This is a genomic window from Acidovorax sp. PRC11, from assembly GCF_031844105.1.
Classification (GTDB): domain Bacteria; phylum Pseudomonadota; class Gammaproteobacteria; order Burkholderiales; family Burkholderiaceae_C; genus Paracidovorax.
This window is the reverse complement of the sequence record NZ_JAUZUQ010000025.1, coordinates 1-17,043: the sequence shown is the minus strand read 5'-3', so window position 1 is coordinate 17,043 and position 17,043 is coordinate 1. Positions and strand designations below refer to the sequence as shown.

The window sequence follows — 17,043 nt, the reverse complement described above, 5'->3', positions numbered from 1 at the left end:
ATAACACCAGACATTCCGACACAAAACATTTCCCGCAGCCCTCTTCCTTCGCGGAGCAACGCTTCCTATCATCGCGGCCGTCTTCAACTCGACAGTTCGGCCGCACATGTGGCCCCCTCCATAAAAATGACACGCCGCGTCACCATCCGGACGCCCCTGGGAGAGCAGCTGCATTTCCGGCAGCTGCGGGGCAGCGAGGAGTTGAGCCAGCTTTTCTCCTTCGACATCGACCTGCGCTCGGAGAGCCGTGATATCGATCCCAAGGCATTGCTCGGCAAGACGGCGACGGTGGAGATCGAGACGCAGGGCGGCGGGCGCCGTTATCTCGATGGCCTGGTAACCCGCTTCGGCATGCAGGGCCAGGACCACCGGTTCTACTCGTACCACCTGCGCCTGCAGCCCTGGCTCTGGGTGGCCACGCGGCGGCAGGATTTCAAGATATTCCAGTTCAAGACCGTCCCGCAGATCGTGGAAGAGGTTTTGAGCCGCTACGGCTATCCGCTGCAGATGAAGCTCACGCGCAGTTACCGCAGTTGGGATTACTGCGTGCAATATGGCGAGAGCGATTTCGACTTCGTATCCCGCTTGCTGGAGCACGAAGGGGCTTACTACTACTTCCAGCACGCGAGCGGCCAGCACACGCTGGTGATCGCCGACGACATCGTCGCCTGCCACGATCCCCTGCCGGGTGCGGCAAGCATCCCGTTCTACCCGCCCGAGAAGTCCGCCACGGCCGACCGCGAGAACATCCACGCGTGGAGCCTGGGCGAGGAGATCAAGCCCGGCAGGTACTACAACGACGACTACGACTTCAAGAAGCCCCGTTCGGACCTCTCCAACATGCGCCAGCAGCCGCCCGGCCATGCGCACGATGCGTACGAGATCTATGAATGGCCGGGCGGCTACGTGCAGCACGGCGATGGCGAGCAATATGCGCGTGTGCGCCTGCAGGAAGGATTGACGGGCCACAGCACTGTCAAGGGTGAATCGCGCCACCGCAGCCTCGCGCCGGGCTATACGTTCAATCTGGAGAACTACCCACGCGGTGACCAGAACCGGCAATACCTCATCACAGGGGTGACCTACCACCTGCACGAGAACCCAGGCAGCTCATCGATCAACAGCGCCAAGCCCGGCGAAGCGCTGCAGCACAACGAGGAAAACGGCTCGTTCCAGAAGTTCAGCCTCACGGCGCAGCCGACGAGCCTGCCGTACACCCCTGCACGCAAAACCCCGAAGCCACGCACGACGGGCCCGCAGACCGCAGTCGTGGTCGGCCCGGCAGGCGAAGAGATCTGGACGGACGAATACGGCCGCATCAAGGTGCAGTTCCACTGGGACCGGCTGGGCGCCATGGACGAGCACTCCAGCTGCTGGGTGCGCGTGGCGACGAGTTGGGCCGGCTCAGGGTTCGGGGCTATCTCGATCCCGCGCATCGGCCACGAAGTTCTGGTGGATTTCGTCAACGGTGATCCGGACTACCCCATCGTCACGGGCAGCGTCTACAACGCCGCCAACATGCCGCCCTGGGCCTTGCCGGGCAATGCCACGCAGTCGGGGATCAAGACCAAGTCGAGCAAGGGCGGGGCCTTCGGCGACGGGATGAAGAACGGCGCGGGCGATGCGAACGCGATCCGCTTCGAGGACAAGAAGGGCGCGGAGCAGGTGTGGCTGCACGCGCAGAAGGACCAGCTCACCGAAGTCGAGAACGATGAGGACCACTGGGTGGGCCAGGATCGCCGGAAAACCATCGACCGGGACGAGACGAACGTCATCCACCGCGACCGTACGGAGACCGTTCATCGCAACGAGAAGATCACGGTACACGGCTGGCGCACCGAAGAAGTCGATGGCGACGAGACGATCACCATCCACTCCCACCGCACGGAAACCGTAGACCGGGATGAATCCATCACTGTCCACCAGAACCGGACGGAACGCGTCGATCTGGATGAAACTGTGTCGATCGGCGTAGACCGCTCTGAGGACGTAGGCCGCCATGAGCAGATCTCGATCGGCGCCAACCGCACCAAGACCATCGGCAACAATGAAAAAGACCGGATCGGCAAGAACTGGTCATTGCGGGTAGGCAAGACCAAGACCGAGACCATCGGCCGGATGTCGCTGCAGAACGTGGGCATGGCGCGCATGGACAACGTTGGCCTGGGCTACAGCCTCAATGTGGGCGTGGCGATGAACACATTGATCGGCCTGCAGCAGAGCACCCAGGTGGGCAAGACCAAACGATTGAACGTGGGCGACACCTACGCCCAGGACATCGGCAAGGCCTGGACCCTGCAGGTGGGCCGCACCCAGACCGTGAACGTAGGAGAGCGCCAGGACACCCGTGCCGGCAAGGTGATCGTCACCCAGGCGGGCGAGCAGCTGGAACTTGCCTGCGGCGCGGCGAAGATCGTTTTGTGCAGCGACGGCGGCATCTACCTGCAGGGGACGCACATCGAGATGCAGGCCAGCGCCGCAATCAACGGCGATGCCGGAATCATCGACCTCAACTGCGGCAGCAGCCAGCCCGCCCCGGAAACGCCTCCGCCTGCCGATGATGCGCCCGGCGACGCAGCGCAGCAGGCTTCTGCCGCCGCGGCAACCCAGGCGGAGTCCGCCGCAAGCGCCGCCATGGGCGGTGGCATCGCAGGCCTGCAGAGCGCCTTGGGCGCACTCCAGCAGGCCAAAGGCCTGCTCGACACAGCCAAAGCGCTCAAGAACGGTGACTTCGGCGCCATCGCCGGGCTCGCAGGGGGTATTGCCGGCCTCGGGGTGGGTAGTGGCGGCCCCAGCCCCAACGCAACAAGCAATACCCCGGGCCCGGCTGCCATCGGAAAGACGCCCGGCTGGAACGGCAAGCCCTGAGCATCCAGCGCCGGCCGCCTTCCGAATCCCCTGAAAAACAGATACACGACAGGAGCGCGTCCTGCCATGGCCCAGCCCGCCGCCCGCATACACGACGACGTCGCACACCAGAGCGGCGCCGGCCCCATCCTGGAAGGCGCGCCCACTGTCCGCATCGGCGGGCAACCTGCCGCCCGCATGGGCGACCGGGTGCGCCACAAGAAGGGCATCGAACCCATCACCGAAGGCGAGCCTTCCGTGCGGCTGGCCGGGCGCCCCGCCGCCCGCGTCGGCGATGAAGTCGCCTGCCACGGCGTGATTGCCCAGGGCTGCCCCACGGTGCGCATCGGCCGCGACAAGGACGAGGCCTGCATGCAGGCCGCCGCCGACGAGGGCGCGGCCTTCGTCGTGCCGGCGCACGGATCGTGACGTAAAGCGGACGCTCCCCCAGTCAGTCCCGTCACCCGCCCCACCCACAGACCCCGAAAGGCCCGAACCCCATGGCACTCAAGGAAGAAGACCTTCCCGACTACGACAAGGACGCCCTCTCGCGCGAACGCGCGCTGCGCAAGACCGCCGAGGAATGCCGGCAGGAGCAGGAGAAGGCCAAGGCGGAATTGCCCGGGCTGAAAAAGGAACGGCAGAAGCTGGACCGCAAGGCGGAGGGGTATGCGGAAGAGGCGCGGAGGCTGGATCAGGAGATCACGGAAAAGGAGGGGAAGCTGAAGCGGAAATGTCTCACTGGAAATGTTGCCTGCCTGCCAGCAGATGAGACAAAAAAAGGAACCCTCAACCTGGAGATTGCAAAAATTATTAACGCATCTCTGGGAACAAAAATAGACCTGGCGCCCATTGCTAGATGGGAAGGCGTTTATCTTCAATCCTACGTACCGTGGTGGCCGGTCAACGAACCTGATGGCGGACCCTCGATGACAAAAAGAGACGGGGACACCAGACTGCAAGGAAAAATGAAAAATGGAGACCTAAACAACTCCGGCGTAACTGTTGCCAAAGGGATAGATTTTGGCCAACAGAATTACGATAGATACAAAATTGAGCTTAAATTCTTCAATGAAAGAAACAGCATTCTTTCAAAAGAAGATCTAGATTTACTGATGAACAAAATAAAGCCGTACTTCGGAAAAATAGGAGGAGAAGCATGCGCATTTGCTCGCAAAAATCTTTTGGAGATCACACAAAAAGAAGCCGATTTGCTAAATCTCCGTGCTGGCGAAGAAGCCACAAGAAGAGCAATAGAACTCTTTGAAAAGAAAAATCCAGAAGGATCACAAAGATTTATAGATTTGACAACTGAGCAACAGACCGCTTTACTTTCCAACGTATACCAAAGCTGGAGCATCAACCCAAAAATGAAACAGGCAATTCTGGAAGGCGATCGAGAAAAAATACCTGATAGCAGGCGAGAACGTGATTACCTCTACGCATCCATGCCTTCAAAAAAGACAGATGATAAATAAAATTTTATATTCCATGAAAAAAACCCACCACTCCAAAAGAATATTCATGTTTTCCCTCATATCGCTCATCGGCTTGCAAAATGCATTTCCCAATGCATCCGACATTGTCCAACCCTCGCGCAAGCGATTTAAGAGACCAATTATGGAAATCTCTGGCTGGTGGCAAGTCGTCAGGCACGAGGCTGACATGAATCGATCTCTTCCAACTGATTGGCCAAGCATATACAAACACAACAAAGCCTATCTCCCGATCGGAAAAATAATTCACATACAACCCACTGGATTATCTACCATGATCCTCAAGGGGCCAGACGGCATGCCGAACGGCCCATCGGGTGAAGGCTTTATCTATACGATATTCCCACCGTTCGGCGATGACTACTGCGCCATAAGAGAAGAAGGCCAAGGGTGGAAAAAGTTTTGCGAACTATACAGGGAGAGGGGGATGCCGGCCCAACAGAGGATGATAATTCTCGATATAGATTTCAACGATCGATTGGCAAGAAGATGGCCCAAAGTGGAACCCTATTTATTTGATATCGCGCCTGAAGCCATCATGCCAACCGCACTGGATTCCATATCAATTTCTCGCGACAAAAAAGAACTCTACCTGATGCTACTCCGCCCAGAAAACAGGCCCAGAAATGGAGAAAAGGAATACGAAAGCTTCGAGTATGCAACAGTACTGCGAAAAATTCCTGCGCCATCCGGCATTACCTTACCAAAGTCCGACTGATTATTGCAATATCACGAGCGCAGGAGAGGCCAATGCACTTCATCTCCAACGACAATTTTGCGAATTCCCATGAGAAAGCCATTTGACTCATTGAATTCGCTGCGATACAAGCTGCTCACGTCGATCCCCGCTATCCAAAAACGACCAGAGAACCAAAAAAGTCACATCCTGCTGCCGATGGAATTCCAAAAGGTTTTGGCAGAGATGGGGCGAATTCGTGGGGTATCAGCTCATCGAATACTGCTGCACGATTGGTAGGGAATTTTGCCCACTGACCGAAACACCCCCAACCATGGCGCCTCCTGGTCTCCCCCGCTTCATCGCCCATCTGCGCAGTGACGCCGCCAACCTCTACGCCCTGATCGACTCCGCCCGCGACCATTCCCTGGTGCCGCAGATGCGGCAGGCGAACATCGAGCACCACTGCCTGTTCTCCGGCGTGAAGGCGCTCACGCTGGCGCGGGTGGCGCCCTACCTGGTGCCGATGGCCGCGCTGGCGCCGCACCTGGAGCGGCTCGTGCCCTATGCCTGGGGCGGGGCCTGGAGCATGGTCGTGCGGGGCACGGGCGGCTTGGAGGCCACGCGCATCCAGCTCAAGAAGAGCAGCATGGTGCGGCTTCCGGACGGTACGTCGGCCTATTTCCGCTTCTATGACGCGCGGGTGTTCGACCGGTTCATGCGCATCGGCACCGAGGGGCAGCTGCGCTGGATGCTGGGTGACCGGCTGGATGGGCTGACCTGGGTGAGCGGCGGGGACGCGGCACGCACGCGCACCGTCCGCCATGGCCCCGCGCGCAAGGGGCTATGGGGGCTGGTGCCGGGCACGGTCCCTCTGCGGGTGACGGACCACCACTGGGGCGACGGGGCCGACGCAAAGGAAGGAAGCCGCCGATGACCCTGATGGTATTCACCGCGGAACAGATCGAGCACGCCACCCTGGAGGAAGCACAGCGCTGGATCGTGCAGGTGGCGCGGCGCTGGTTCCGGCTGGAAGCGCAGGAGTTCCCGGACGAGGTACCGCTCACGCCCGAGCAGGTCACGGCCTGTCTCTACATGGTGCATCGGGCCGGACGCCTGGCCTCACTGGAGGACGGCGCAGCCCTGATCCTGATCGGGTTCGACATGCTGCGCGCGATGCACTGCGGGATCGACGGCAATCTGGGCGAGATGCTCGACTTCTGCGTGCGCATGGCCCGCGGCGGCAACGTGGCTTTGGCCCATGCCAGCGTCGAGCGCGCACTGGCGCTGACGCGCGGCACGCCGTAGGCATCTCCGGCCACCCCTGAACTGACGCGACTTCGGCCCGGCCGCCGGCCGTGCCGCCTCCGTCAATCCATCCCCGCCGGCAGCCGGGCCTCCTCGTACCACGCCACCGGCAGGCCCGGCACGGGCGCCGGCCGGCCGGCGCGCAGCAGGAAGCCCGTCCATGGCAGGCGGGTGATCTCGCTCTCCGGGCGGCCCTTGCGGGCCGAGGTGACGAACAGTTCGCGCCCGCCCGCGCCGCCGAGGCAGGGCATGGTGGGGCACATCACGGGCACGGGCACCTCGGCCACGATCTCGCCGGAGGGCGCCAGCCGCAGCAATTGGCCGCCTTCGTACATCGCGGTCCAGTAGTGGCCCTCGGCATCCACCACGGCGCCGTCGGGACGGCCGCCATAGCCGGGGTCGCCCGGCTGCCACCCGGCAGGCTTCGGAGGAAAGGAGTGGAAGACGCGCGGCTCGCCCACCGGTTCGCCCTGCGCATCGCAGTCCCAGGCGCTCACCGTGTGGTCCGGCGTGTCGGCCCAGTAGAGCCGGCGGCCGTCCGGCGACCAGGCCAGGCCGTTGGCGGTCATCACGCCGTCCAGCATGCGGCGTACCACGGGCGCGGTCGCGCTGCCGCGGCCGTCGATGCAGTAGAGCGATCCCACCGGCTCGCGCGGGCGGCCCGCGGGCGGCTCGTGCAGCGTGCCGACCCAGAAGCGGCCGAGCGCGTCGCATTTGCCGTCGTTGGCGCGCTGGGTGGCGGGGTCGTAGGGCAGCGTGGCGACGGACACCAGGGTGCCGCCCCACTCGCGCGCCCGGTAGATGCCGTCGCGCAGGGCGATCACCAGCCCGCTGGCCACGCCCGCGGTCCGGGCCGGCGCGATGCAGCCGGGCTCGCTCGGCATGTCCCAGCGGTCGATGCGGCCGGTGTCGGGCTCCCAGCGCGCCAGCGCGCAGCCGGCGATGTCCGCCCAGTAGAGGCGCGTTTCCAGCGGGTGCCAGAACGGCGATTCGCCGAGCGCGTCGGGCTCCCGGCTGCCGGTGCGCCAGTCCATGTCCAGGTGCATGCGGTGTCCTCTCGTCGTCGGGCCTCCGGGCGGCGCGACCGCCGCAGCCGCCTTCCGGGCCCGCCACCGATTATTCGGCCACGGCGCCGCCGCGCCAAAAAAAAGCCCGCCTCGGGGGCGGGCTGAATGTCCAAAAGGAGCAACTCTCGATCGTTCGTTGTCGTCCGGCCCGGGTGACGCCACCAGTCGCCGCCCCGTCCCAGATTCCTGGCACCGTACCCTTTTTCAGCACTCCGGGAAACGGCGCATAAACCCTGATTCCTCCTCCACACGGCCTGACCGATCCGGTGGCCGCGGAGCAGGCCAGGCCAGCAGACGCCGTGGAACTGGCTTTGCCAGGCCACTGGCGTCGTTCCCCTGCCCGCCGCGCTCGCGCGGCGAGAGCGGGGGCTGAGTGCCGCGGCTCCGAGCCTGCCTGCGCAGGCTTGGACGTGCACGAAGGGCAGTTGCCTCCGGCGGCAGCACGGAGCGGCGAACGCCGCTCAGGGGGGTGTGCCGAATTTCAGCGGTTGTAGGCGGTCTCGCCGTGCGAGGTGATGTCCAGCCCTTCGCGCTCGGCTTCCTCGCTGACGCGCAGGCCCACCAGCAGGTCGGCGATCTTGTAGGAGATGAAGGCCACCACGGCGGACCACACCAGCGTGATCGCCACGCTCTTGACCTGGATCCACACCTGGGCACCCATGGAGAAGGTGTCCGGGGTCAGGCCGCCGGTGCCGCCCAGGCCCTGCGAAGCGAACACGCCCGTCAGGATGGCGCCGACGATGCCGCCCACGCCATGCACGCCGAACACGTCGAACGCGTCGTCGGCACCCAGCATTTTCTTGAGGCCACCGACGCCCCAGAGGCAGACCACACCGGCGATCAGACCCAGCACGATGGCGCCCATGGGGCCCACGAAACCGGCGGCCGGCGTGACGGCCACGAGACCGGCCACGGCACCCGAGGCGGCGCCCAGCATGGAGGCCTTGCCCTTGTGCAGCGCCTCACCGGCGAGCCAGCTGAGGGTGGCGGCGGCCGTGGCGAGCACGGTGTTCACGAAGGCCAGGCCCGCAGCGCCGTTGGCGGCACCGGCCGAGCCGGCGTTGAAGCCGAACCAGCCCACCCACAGCAGCGATGCGCCCACCATGGTCAGCGTCAGGCTGTGGGGCATGAGTGCTTCCTTGCCGAAGCCGATGCGCTTGCCCACCATGTAGGCGCCCACGAGGCCCGCGATCCCGGCGTTGATGTGCACCACGGTGCCGCCGGCGAAGTCCAGTGCGCCGTCCTTGCCCAGCAGGCCGCCGCCCCACACCATGTGGGCCATCGGGATGTAGCTGAAGGTGAACCACAGCACCGAGAAGATCAGCACGGCGGAGAACTTGATGCGCTCGGCGAACGAGCCCACGATCAGCGCGACGGTGATCGCCGCGAAGGTGGCCTGGAACGACACGAACACGTATTCGGGAATCGTCGGCAGCAGCGTCGAGAGCGTGTCCGGCGCGATGCCCTTCAGGAAGATCTTGTCGAAGGTGCCGAAGAACGTGCCTTCGCCACCGAACGCCAGGCTGTAGCCGTAGATGGCCCAGAGCAGCGAGATCAGCGAGAAGACCACGAACACCTGCACCAGCACCGACAGCATGTTCTTCGAGCGTGCGAGGCCGCCGTAGAACAGCGCCAGGCCGGGGATCACCATCAGGATCACCAGCAGCGTGGAGGTCAGCATCCATGCGGTGTCGCCGGAGTCGAGCTTGGGCGCCGGAGCTGCCGCGGGGGCGGCCGGCTCGGAGGCGGCGGCCGCCACGGCGGGGGCGGCAGCGGCAGCGGGTGCCGGCGCGGCGGCGGCCGGAGCCGCCTCGGGGGCCGGCGCGGTGGCGGCGGCGGGCTCGGACGCGGCGGGGGCCTGTGCCATCGCGGCGCCGCCGGAGGCCAGCAGGCCCATCCCCAGCAGGAAGGAAGCAAGCAGTTTTTTCATGGTTGTGTCTCTCGAATGCGTTGATCCGTCGGGCTCTGCGCTGAAGGCCGGCCCTTAGAGGGCTTCCTTGCCGGTCTCGCCGGTGCGGATGCGCACGACCTGTTCCAGGTGGCCCACGAAGATCTTGCCGTCGCCGATCTTGCCGGTGCGGGCGGCCCCCTCGATGGCCTCGATGACGCGCTCCACGAGTTCGTCCGAGACGGCGGCCTCGATCTTCACCTTCGGCAGGAAGTCCACGACGTACTCGGCGCCGCGGTACAGCTCCGTGTGGCCCTTCTGGCGTCCGAAGCCCTTCACCTCGGTCACCGTGATGCCCTGCACGCCGATGTCCGAAAGGGCTTCGCGCACTTCGTCGAGCTTGAAGGGTTTGATGATGGCTGTCACCATTTTCATGTTCGTATCTCCATGGTGGGCGCCCCGGGGGCCCCGTTGTCGGTATGGTCGTTCAAAGGGTTTTCGTGAGCGTGACGATCAGCCGGTTCTTGTTGACCGGGCCGAAGAAGTCCTTCTTGTTCGCACCGGCCACGGCTGCCGCCAGCGACAGGCCCGCGCCGAAGTCGTAGGCGCCGCCCACGCTGTAATCCACGTAGTTGGGCACGCCCAGGTCCTTGATGTCCCCCGCGAAGCGCGTGTATCCCACGGACGCCTTGAACGTGGTGTTCGGCGCCACTTCCTGCGCGAACGCGAGGTTCAGGTAGCCGGTGTTGCGGCCACGGCTGCTGGTGGTCTTGGCGCCGGCCCAGCCGAAGTAGTCCTTGGAAATCGTGTGCGAGTACTTGGCCGTCACGGGACCGAAGGTGGCCGCACCGTATAGCTCGGTGGTATTGCCATTGGTGTTGCCGGGGTAGACATAGGTCAGCGCGCCCACGTCCAGGTCCATGCCGCCGGCCTTGAATTTGTAGCCGCCGTAGAAATCCATCTCGATGGAGTTGCCGCTCAGCCAGTCCACGCTGGAGTTCCAGTTGCCCAGGTAGAAGCCGGACTCGCCGAAGGCATAGTCGAAGCCGCCCTGGATGGCGGGCTTGATCGCCTTGGTCTTGCTCGCGTCCTGGTCCTGGCCGCGGAACTTGTAGTTGGAGGTGAGGCTCACGTTGGCGGTGAGCTGGGCAGAGGCCAGGAGGGGAGCGGCAGCCAGCAGGACGACGCTGAGGGACTTCAAGGCGCGGGTCATGGATTTTTCCTTCCGGAGTGATGCTGACGAGGGCAGGGATTGGCCTGCACTAAGCAGGGACCGTGCCATGCGACGTCGCACGGGATCCGAGAGGCGCCCGAGCACCACGCGCCCAGAGGCAAGGCGCAGGAGGAATGGTTACAAACCTGACTCTTCCGCAGCAAATTGCACCCCGATGGTGCGTATTATTCGGACTCTACAGTCCGTATCCGAACGGCGCACCCCAATGGGGAGGGGACATCCGATGAGTCTTGCATTGGTGCAAAGCCGTGCGTTGCTGGGCCTGCAGGCGCCGGCCGTCACGGTGGAGGTGCATCTGGCCAATGGCCTGCCGAGTTTCACGCTCGTGGGCCTGGCCGATGTGGAGGTGAAGGAAGCGCGCGAGCGCGTGCGCTCGGCCTTGCAGAACGCGGGGCTGGAGTTTCCGCACAACAGGAAGATCACGGTCAATCTGGCGCCGGCCGATCTGCCCAAGGATTCCGGCCGCTTCGATCTGCCGATCGCCCTGGGCATCCTGGCGGCCAGCGGCCAGATCGACGGTGCGCGCCTGGCGGGCTATGAGTTCGCGGGCGAGCTGTCGCTCTCCGGCGAACTGCGGCCGGTGCGGGGGGCGCTGGCCACCAGCCTCGCGCTGCGCTCGGCCGGCGAGGCCGCGCGCATGGTGCTGCCGCCGGGCAGCGCGGAAGAGGCGGCGCTCGTGCCCGATACCGAGATCTACCGCGCCCGGCACCTGCTGGACGTGGTGGCCAGATTTCTGCCGCCGCAGGCCGAAGGCGCTGCGCCCGACGTCCGCCAGGGCGAGCACGGCGGCGGCACGGACGACGGCTGGTGCCGTGTGCAGGGCGTGCCGCCGGCAGGCACCGCGCACGGCGATGACCTCGCCGACGTGAAGGGCCAGGCCGCCGCCCGGCGCGCGCTGGAGATCGCCGCCGCGGGCGGGCACGGGCTGCTCATGGTGGGCCCGCCGGGCTCGGGCAAATCGATGCTCGCGCACCGCTTCGCGGGCCTGCTGCCGGCGATGTCGGTGGACGAGGCGCTGGAGAGCGCCGCCGTGGCCAGCCTGGCCGGGCGGTTCACGCCGCAGGCCTGGGCCGTCCGGCCTACCAGTGCGCCGCACCACACCTGCAGTGCGGTGGCACTGGTCGGCGGCGGTGTCAGGTTCTGAAATTGATGAGACGCTGCCGAATTAGATGAGACAGCGCGGCCTTTCTTCGCACATGGGGACTGCTGCTCAGAGCTGCCTTGGATGCCAGCTTTGGGGTGCTCCAGGCCAGCTTTACCGTGTGTGGCCCGTGGCCTTCTGCACGTCCTCACTCAACTTGTGTGCCTCCGCGCGTTACTGCTCATCGGCTGGCGTGACATGCATAGGCAGAAGATGGCGCGCCGCTGACGCGCACTAGCGAGTCCTACTTGGTGCACCGTCACGGCGAGCGCCGCGAGAGTGCGGAGGAGCTGTCCGTCCGAATGAAGCTCGGGAGCTTTTGATCGTGCTGGCGGCTCACCGTCCAACGTATTAATGGCAGGTTTGTCCCGCGGGCGTCCTGCCATGGCGTCGAAAAATATTCGACTTGAGAACCGGCGACCATGACCGCGTCAGGACCCGAGCAATGGGACCAGCAAGCTTAGGAGAGCGTGTGGCACAGCCATAAACAATCGAGAGCTACACCTAATAGTCAATCTTCCTGACGAAAAGGGAAAGGTCGAACTCGAAGTTCTGATACCAAGGACGTCACCATCCGCTCGATCTTTGGCATCCGCACCAAGTGCTTCAGATCGTTAAGGGATCAATCGACACTGCCCAGCGCTGCCCTCGGACCTTGCGACCATCAAGAAGTGCATTAAGCGTCTCCATAGCCGGAACGCTGCTTACACAGCTTCACGTGGCACTACGCGTAAGGTTCACCTCGCCATTTCCCACTGGTCTCCATCCAAAAATCGTGCTTGTTTTTTCGATCACGAATCAGAAGACGCCCATCGTCAACCACCAACCATATTGGGTCCACATAGCGCAGCTTGCGGCCTGAAAACAGCAGGTCATAGAGTTTGATAGTGAAACCATCAATGCCGTCGGGCCACGCTTCAACGAGCTGAAGAATTTTCCTGCAATGGATCTGCCACATAGTAGTCGTAAATGAGCTACCGGCTAAATTCTGCAAACCTCCTCCTGCACCACCGACGTAAAAACCTCCTTCCGGCATTCTTCGCGCAAGGTATCTATCAACTGCTTGGTTGTATTTTGTATATTTAAGATTTACTTGATCATTAAGAAACAGTTCGTGCGTGAATACCCCAACAACTTCAAAGACTTCTACGTCGACCCGTGCAACGAGAACTTCGTTAGTCCGGTCTGGTAGTGGTGCAAGGTGGAGGTGATAAAAGCCTTCACAAATGAGCATCTGATCTCTGCTGCTGTTGAAAGATTTGCTTTCCCGATAACCCCTTATATCAAGTGCATTATTATGCGCTCGTCGCGATAGATAGGCAGATAAATCTTCACCTACTTCTATCTTGTGCCTCAGTGCATTAATCTTCGCTTTGTTACAGACGTACAAAGGATCATTTCGAACGCTCCTTGGGGCGTGATAGCGCCTAACCACGGGATGCAAAAAACGTTGGCGCCAGAAGTGATAGATGTGAAGAAGATCGCCAATATCATGCCCGAGCAAAAAAATCTTACTCTCAGCAGAATTAGGAGTGTATGGTATCTTACCTACCAGTGTGTTTTTCAGCCGAACGATAGATGGTCTCTCGTTTAGTTCGTCTTGCATTGTACTACCCGTCTTAAAATACGCAAATGATAAAGTTTTATATTCATTATTTCGGAGAAATTTCTGTATCCACCGCTTTGGCGCATACTACGATGACGCTGCCCTGGACATATTTATTAGAGAAATACAGCCACACATAATACATCGACCGATCGATCCTCCCTGCAAAGAGGTCACCCGAGTTAGCCAACGCAAAGTCGGTTTACGACCCGCAACAGACATCCATAGTGCTGATCTCATCGCCTCAAAGCTGCCGGCTGCATCCGGAGTTGGGTAACCGGCGCTCTTCCCCCGTCACTGAGCGGTGGAAGAGTCAGTGCTCCCATGTATCGACAGACGGCACTTGGTTCATTAGGCTTAGGGCCTTCTCCATCACGACCAAGTCGTTCGTTGCACACAGTTTCGCCACGCCCTGTTCAACCACATCACGCATCTCCAGCAGTTCTCGATAGATATCAAGTCCGCAAAGCAGGTTTGCCCTGTACCAATCGACTGCGTCAACAATCATGTGCTCAAACTCTTCATGGCGATCATTGGGATTGCCCTTAATCGCCGAGACAAGACTGGTTGGAACCCGCCCCTGCCCATAGACATGGGGGTTGTAATTGTGCGCGGCCTGATCCTCGCCCAGCTTCAGCGAGTAAATGACTGCAGCGAACATGGTTGCGAACTCAATCGGTTTTTCCAATGCGAGGGGGTCTTGCCTCACGAGGGGCAAATGATGCCGCAGCACATGCCGTGCCAGTTGGGTAGCCTTCAGGACCTCATTCTTATCTACGGACCGGTTAAAGAGCGCCTGAGCAGCGCTCCTGTAGCTCTCCACTGAGTATTCAGCGTCAATGGCGTCCATGCGTTGCGGTGGGGCTTCCATAAGTCCGCGCACCCAGAACTGTGCAAGCTCAGGTCGCTGGGCGGGCATTCTCTTCAAGATGGTTCTGAATTCAGCGTAGTGCCTCAGTTCCAGCGTCCTGGCATGGATATAAAGGGTCTCATCGAATGGCTTGACGCTCTGATCTGCCAGAGTTCGCAATTCGTCCAGTTGCTTTTGGTAGTAGAGCTTTGCGAGCTGCAGGCGGTCTTGCATCACGGCACCGCGATCCTGCTGCCCCTCAGTCCGCGAACGCGCCGCTCGTTTGATCGCTTCGATGAACCGCTCCATGGCAGGCATCAGGAGCGGTAAGCAGCTGTCGATCCGCTCGCGCATATCATCCGGGAGCTGCAAAGAGAGATAGGTTACCACGTCGGCGAATTGTGCGCGTTTCTCATTTTGTGTGCCCAGAGGATAGGGGTTGGTGATTTCCAGCGAGGGCTTCGCTCCGGTTCCGGGTGGCTTGAGCATTCCAACGATGCCAGGGCCGCGCATCTTTTTGAGGTAAGAGAAGAGCCAGACCGTTCGGGTAAACCTCATCGGATCGGCGGCTCGATGCTGTGCGACAGGGGAGCCTGTGAGTTCGGACAGGGCATTGGCGGTCTGCTTTACAAACTTTTCGTCGACGGCTCCGTCGGAGAATTTGCAGGTACGCGCCACCGCGTCGGCGATGGCCTGATAGGTACATTGGTCGCGCTCCAGGCGCTGATCGCTGCCTGGGTGAAATGCTGTCGGAAAGATCACCGAGCGCTGCTCCGAGGTCAAGGGACCGAGCACGACCGCTTCAAGCAGAGTTTGTCGTTCTTTTGCTCCGCCTCCCAGGACGGCTCCGAAGCGACCCATGCTGAACTTTGAATTCCACACGAAGGCTTCGGAGAAGACATTAACTCCCACATGTTTCCCGGCCATTTCCAAGAAAATGGAAGGCACCAAATTGGGCCTGGTTTGGTTAGCGTCCCTCTGAGGCACTTCGGGCGTTTGGATTTTAGTGGTGGCCATGGGAGGAATTTGAAGACGTGAAGTTGGCAGAATCGGGAATTTCGCAGGTGCGCGGTTGTGTTGTGCCTGAATGGGATCCCTGCCCCTGGGCTGGGGTCTCGTGGTAGGGGACAAGCGTGTAGTCGGTCACAACTTTGAGCCAAAGCTGGTTTACAGCCTCCGTGGCTGCACTGGTCATGAGTTCCCTCTGATGCTTGTCCCAGCCGCCCGCGAGGCTGGTAAGGCGCAGTTGTGCGGCCGTGCCGTGGAGGGGCTTACCGTTCTCGGCCAATGCCTTGGCAGACGAAGGCTTGGATGGTTTTTTCATGGAATTTCTCCTCGGCTGGGCAAGGCCGGTAATGATCGAGGGCAGCTGCACCGGGCTGCAGCTCAACTATCACGTGGTCCAGCTTCGAGGGCCAGCCTAAAAAATTTCGCATGCCTTTTTACCCGGCTCAGAGGACCCGATCCTAGCCCGACGACCAAAATACTTTAGTCGTCATCCATGTATGTCCGGCCGTTGTGATCGACGCTGACGCAAGCTGTCCATCAAAGTCGTAAATTTTGCTCTTAGCCGCTTTCAAGCGCGCTCGCAAGGAGGCCGCACCGCCGCCGTTCGTCGAGATCCGCTTCTTGCCGATGACGGACATCGTAGCGATGTGCCAAGCCTCGGCGAGGATCTGTGCGGGGGGTTTCGAGTACCCTGCCGCACTGCCGCACTAGCGATGAGGGGCAAGCGTCGTTTGGACGCTTCGACCCTAAACCCTGGCAATGAAACGCGAGCGCCCCTAGTGATACATATGCGAGGCGCCCGCGACGATGGCAGTTCAGCCTTATAAGGGTGTCTCTCGCGCAAGGAGTCCTGCCAGCCAGTTGAAGTCAGCCACCGCAGAAGTTGAGCGACGGCTGCAGGTTGGCTACCGGCCTTCAACTCAGAAATGCTAACTACTACCGATGCTCAGCATTCATTCATCTATCGCATCTACAGGAGTCTACTCACGGCCTGCGATTGGTATAGGAAAAGACGATAAATTCTGCACGCTCGCATTAGCACAGTGATAATACCTATGAAAAATTTTTTAAAGTTCTGGAAAAAATCCGCCGCAATAGAAAAAGATTGCGTGAATACAGGAGACTCATGGCCGAATAATGAACAAGACGAAATTTGGATGTCTGAGAACCCAGAAGACAAAGACCACATTCTTAAATATATCAACGCTCAGCAAGAAAACAACGAAGACTCTGTTGGCTGTCATGCTGCAGGTGATACAGAGTGCGAATCAATAACAGAAGAGATCCTCACTAAGCGCATCTATCACGGCACGACTCTCTCAAATCTTCTGGAAAAAGGCTTCATTATTCCGGAGCCCGGAAGGCCAACGAGCACCGGAGAAATGCAGTCACCGATAAAAGGTATTTGGTTTGCAGAATATGAGCGTGGGGCTAGAGAATTCGCCAAATTAACTTGCGCTCATAAGAACGGAGGCACTGGATATGTTTATGAATGCGAACTAATAAATGACCCAGTTGTCGCAAACACACTCGACAAAAGACTCCCTCGCTCTGCCGAAGAAAAATTCCTTTCCCTGTATGCGCCTAAATCCAGGCTATTTCCCAATCGTCGCACGAAAATACTGAAAAAGATAGAAAAAATGCACTGGCTCCATTACGTAACCGAAAAATCGTGTGCCGGAATCGATCCCGGAGACTCGAAGCAAAAGAATGCCCTATTAGACATTTTGCGGAAAATTGGTGTCGATGTACTACTCAACCCGTTAGCGCGAACTTCCGAGGTAGACGGTGGCGTGCAATCCTTTAGCGGCAGCTACAACTTTGGAACAATCGTGCTAGTTCTTAATCTTAAGAATATCAAAATTGTGAAGGTATCGTAGTCTTGGTTTCCCCAGAATGCTCTCGCCCGCCAACGCTACGAC

General features: G+C 60.7%; 14 protein-coding genes and 1 pseudogene. 8 read left to right on the top strand and 7 right to left on the bottom strand.

From position 1 onward, the window contains the following. Positions 1-126 precede the first annotated feature (126 nt). The 6 genes from Q9R47_RS21080 to Q9R47_RS21055 all read left to right on the top strand — a co-directional run bounded on the left by Q9R47_RS21080 (position 127) and on the right by Q9R47_RS21055 (position 6,327). Positions 127-2,868, top strand: coding sequence for a type VI secretion system tip protein TssI/VgrG (locus tag Q9R47_RS21080; RefSeq protein WP_311235076.1), 2,742 nt, complete (start codon positions 127-129; stop codon positions 2,866-2,868). A 66-nt stretch (positions 2,869-2,934) separates the two neighbouring features. Further along, positions 2,935-3,276 (top strand): PAAR domain-containing protein, encoded by a 342-nt coding sequence (locus Q9R47_RS21075; protein ID WP_311235075.1) that lies wholly within the window; start codon positions 2,935-2,937, stop codon positions 3,274-3,276. A gap of 71 nt (positions 3,277-3,347) precedes the next feature. After that, positions 3,348-4,325 (top strand): pesticin C-terminus-like muramidase, encoded by a 978-nt coding sequence (locus Q9R47_RS21070; protein ID WP_311235074.1) that lies wholly within the window; start codon positions 3,348-3,350, stop codon positions 4,323-4,325. A gap of 13 nt (positions 4,326-4,338) precedes the next feature. Then, positions 4,339-5,061: a hypothetical protein gene (locus Q9R47_RS21065; protein WP_311235073.1), complete on the top strand. Its 723-nt coding sequence runs from the start codon at positions 4,339-4,341 to the stop codon at positions 5,059-5,061. 292 nt (positions 5,062-5,353) lie between these two features. After that, complete coding sequence (locus tag Q9R47_RS21060; protein ID WP_311235072.1) at positions 5,354-5,956, top strand: DUF4123 domain-containing protein; 603 nt, start codon at positions 5,354-5,356, stop codon at positions 5,954-5,956. After that, a complete protein-coding gene (locus tag Q9R47_RS21055) occupies positions 5,953-6,327 on the top strand; it encodes a hypothetical protein (protein ID WP_311235071.1) in 375 nt (124 codons plus the stop codon). Before Q9R47_RS21060 ends, Q9R47_RS21055 begins: the two co-directional genes overlap by 4 nt. Positions 6,328-6,389: 62 nt before the next feature. Here the strand turns inward: Q9R47_RS21055 and Q9R47_RS21050 are convergent, their stop codons facing one another. The 4 genes from Q9R47_RS21050 to Q9R47_RS21035 all read right to left on the bottom strand — a co-directional run bounded on the left by Q9R47_RS21050 (position 6,390) and on the right by Q9R47_RS21035 (position 10,495). Further along, positions 6,390-7,373 (bottom strand): SMP-30/gluconolactonase/LRE family protein, encoded by a 984-nt coding sequence (locus Q9R47_RS21050; protein WP_311235070.1) that lies wholly within the window; start codon positions 7,371-7,373, stop codon positions 6,390-6,392. Positions 7,374-7,875: 502 nt separating this feature from the next. Further along, positions 7,876-9,324, bottom strand: a complete 1,449-nt coding sequence (locus Q9R47_RS21045) for an ammonium transporter (protein WP_311235069.1) — start codon at positions 9,322-9,324, stop codon at positions 7,876-7,878. A 54-nt stretch (positions 9,325-9,378) separates the two neighbouring features. Further along, positions 9,379-9,717: a P-II family nitrogen regulator gene (gene glnK / locus Q9R47_RS21040; protein WP_311223180.1), complete on the bottom strand. Its 339-nt coding sequence runs from the start codon at positions 9,715-9,717 to the stop codon at positions 9,379-9,381. Positions 9,718-9,769: 52 nt separating this feature from the next. After that, a complete protein-coding gene (locus Q9R47_RS21035) occupies positions 9,770-10,495 on the bottom strand; it encodes a TorF family putative porin (RefSeq protein WP_311235068.1) in 726 nt (241 codons plus the stop codon). 244 nt (positions 10,496-10,739) lie between these two features. Between Q9R47_RS21035 and Q9R47_RS21030 the strand changes: the two are divergent. Then, positions 10,740-11,648 (top strand): annotated as a pseudogene (locus Q9R47_RS21030) (YifB family Mg chelatase-like AAA ATPase); the annotation flags it as partial. Between the two features lie 733 nt (positions 11,649-12,381). Here Q9R47_RS21030 and Q9R47_RS21025 read toward each other — a convergent pair. The 3 genes from Q9R47_RS21025 to Q9R47_RS21015 all read right to left on the bottom strand — a co-directional run bounded on the left by Q9R47_RS21025 (position 12,382) and on the right by Q9R47_RS21015 (position 15,437). Continuing rightward, on the bottom strand, positions 12,382-13,263 hold the full coding sequence (locus tag Q9R47_RS21025) for a hypothetical protein (RefSeq protein WP_311235067.1): 882 nt from the start codon (positions 13,261-13,263) through the stop codon (positions 12,382-12,384). A 313-nt stretch (positions 13,264-13,576) separates the two neighbouring features. Next, complete coding sequence (locus Q9R47_RS21020) at positions 13,577-15,130, bottom strand: hypothetical protein (RefSeq protein WP_311235066.1); 1,554 nt, start codon at positions 15,128-15,130, stop codon at positions 13,577-13,579. Then, positions 15,117-15,437 (bottom strand): hypothetical protein, encoded by a 321-nt coding sequence (locus Q9R47_RS21015; protein ID WP_311235065.1) that lies wholly within the window; start codon positions 15,435-15,437, stop codon positions 15,117-15,119. Before Q9R47_RS21015 ends, Q9R47_RS21020 begins: the two co-directional genes overlap by 14 nt. Before the next feature lie 739 nt (positions 15,438-16,176). Between Q9R47_RS21015 and Q9R47_RS21010 the strand changes: the two genes are divergently transcribed. After that, entirely contained in the window at positions 16,177-17,001 is an 825-nt protein-coding gene (locus Q9R47_RS21010; protein ID WP_311235064.1) for a hypothetical protein, read from the top strand. The last annotated feature ends 42 nt before the right edge of the window (positions 17,002-17,043 follow it).

Excerpts from the sequence above, each read along its gene's own strand:
- Q9R47_RS21080 (WP_311235076.1), top strand. The coding sequence starts at position 127 with ATGACACGCCGCGTCACCATCCGGACGCCCCTGGGAGAGCAGCTGCAT.
- Q9R47_RS21075 (WP_311235075.1), top strand. The coding sequence starts at position 2,935 with ATGGCCCAGCCCGCCGCCCGCATACACGACGACGTCGCACACCAGAGC.
- Q9R47_RS21070 (WP_311235074.1), top strand. The coding sequence starts at position 3,348 with ATGGCACTCAAGGAAGAAGACCTTCCCGACTACGACAAGGACGCCCTC.
- Q9R47_RS21065 (WP_311235073.1), top strand. The coding sequence starts at position 4,339 with ATGAAAAAAACCCACCACTCCAAAAGAATATTCATGTTTTCCCTCATA.
- Q9R47_RS21060 (WP_311235072.1), top strand. The coding sequence starts at position 5,354 with ATGGCGCCTCCTGGTCTCCCCCGCTTCATCGCCCATCTGCGCAGTGAC.
- Q9R47_RS21055 (WP_311235071.1), top strand. The coding sequence starts at position 5,953 with ATGACCCTGATGGTATTCACCGCGGAACAGATCGAGCACGCCACCCTG.
- Q9R47_RS21050 (WP_311235070.1), bottom strand. The coding sequence starts at position 7,373 with ATGCACCTGGACATGGACTGGCGCACCGGCAGCCGGGAGCCCGACGCG.
- Q9R47_RS21045 (WP_311235069.1), bottom strand. The coding sequence starts at position 9,324 with ATGAAAAAACTGCTTGCTTCCTTCCTGCTGGGGATGGGCCTGCTGGCC.
- glnK (WP_311223180.1), bottom strand. The coding sequence starts at position 9,717 with ATGAAAATGGTGACAGCCATCATCAAACCCTTCAAGCTCGACGAAGTG.
- Q9R47_RS21035 (WP_311235068.1), bottom strand. The coding sequence starts at position 10,495 with ATGACCCGCGCCTTGAAGTCCCTCAGCGTCGTCCTGCTGGCTGCCGCT.
- Q9R47_RS21025 (WP_311235067.1), bottom strand. The coding sequence starts at position 13,263 with ATGCAAGACGAACTAAACGAGAGACCATCTATCGTTCGGCTGAAAAAC.
- Q9R47_RS21020 (WP_311235066.1), bottom strand. The coding sequence starts at position 15,130 with ATGGCCACCACTAAAATCCAAACGCCCGAAGTGCCTCAGAGGGACGCT.
- Q9R47_RS21015 (WP_311235065.1), bottom strand. The coding sequence starts at position 15,437 with ATGAAAAAACCATCCAAGCCTTCGTCTGCCAAGGCATTGGCCGAGAAC.
- Q9R47_RS21010 (WP_311235064.1), top strand. The coding sequence starts at position 16,177 with ATGAAAAATTTTTTAAAGTTCTGGAAAAAATCCGCCGCAATAGAAAAA.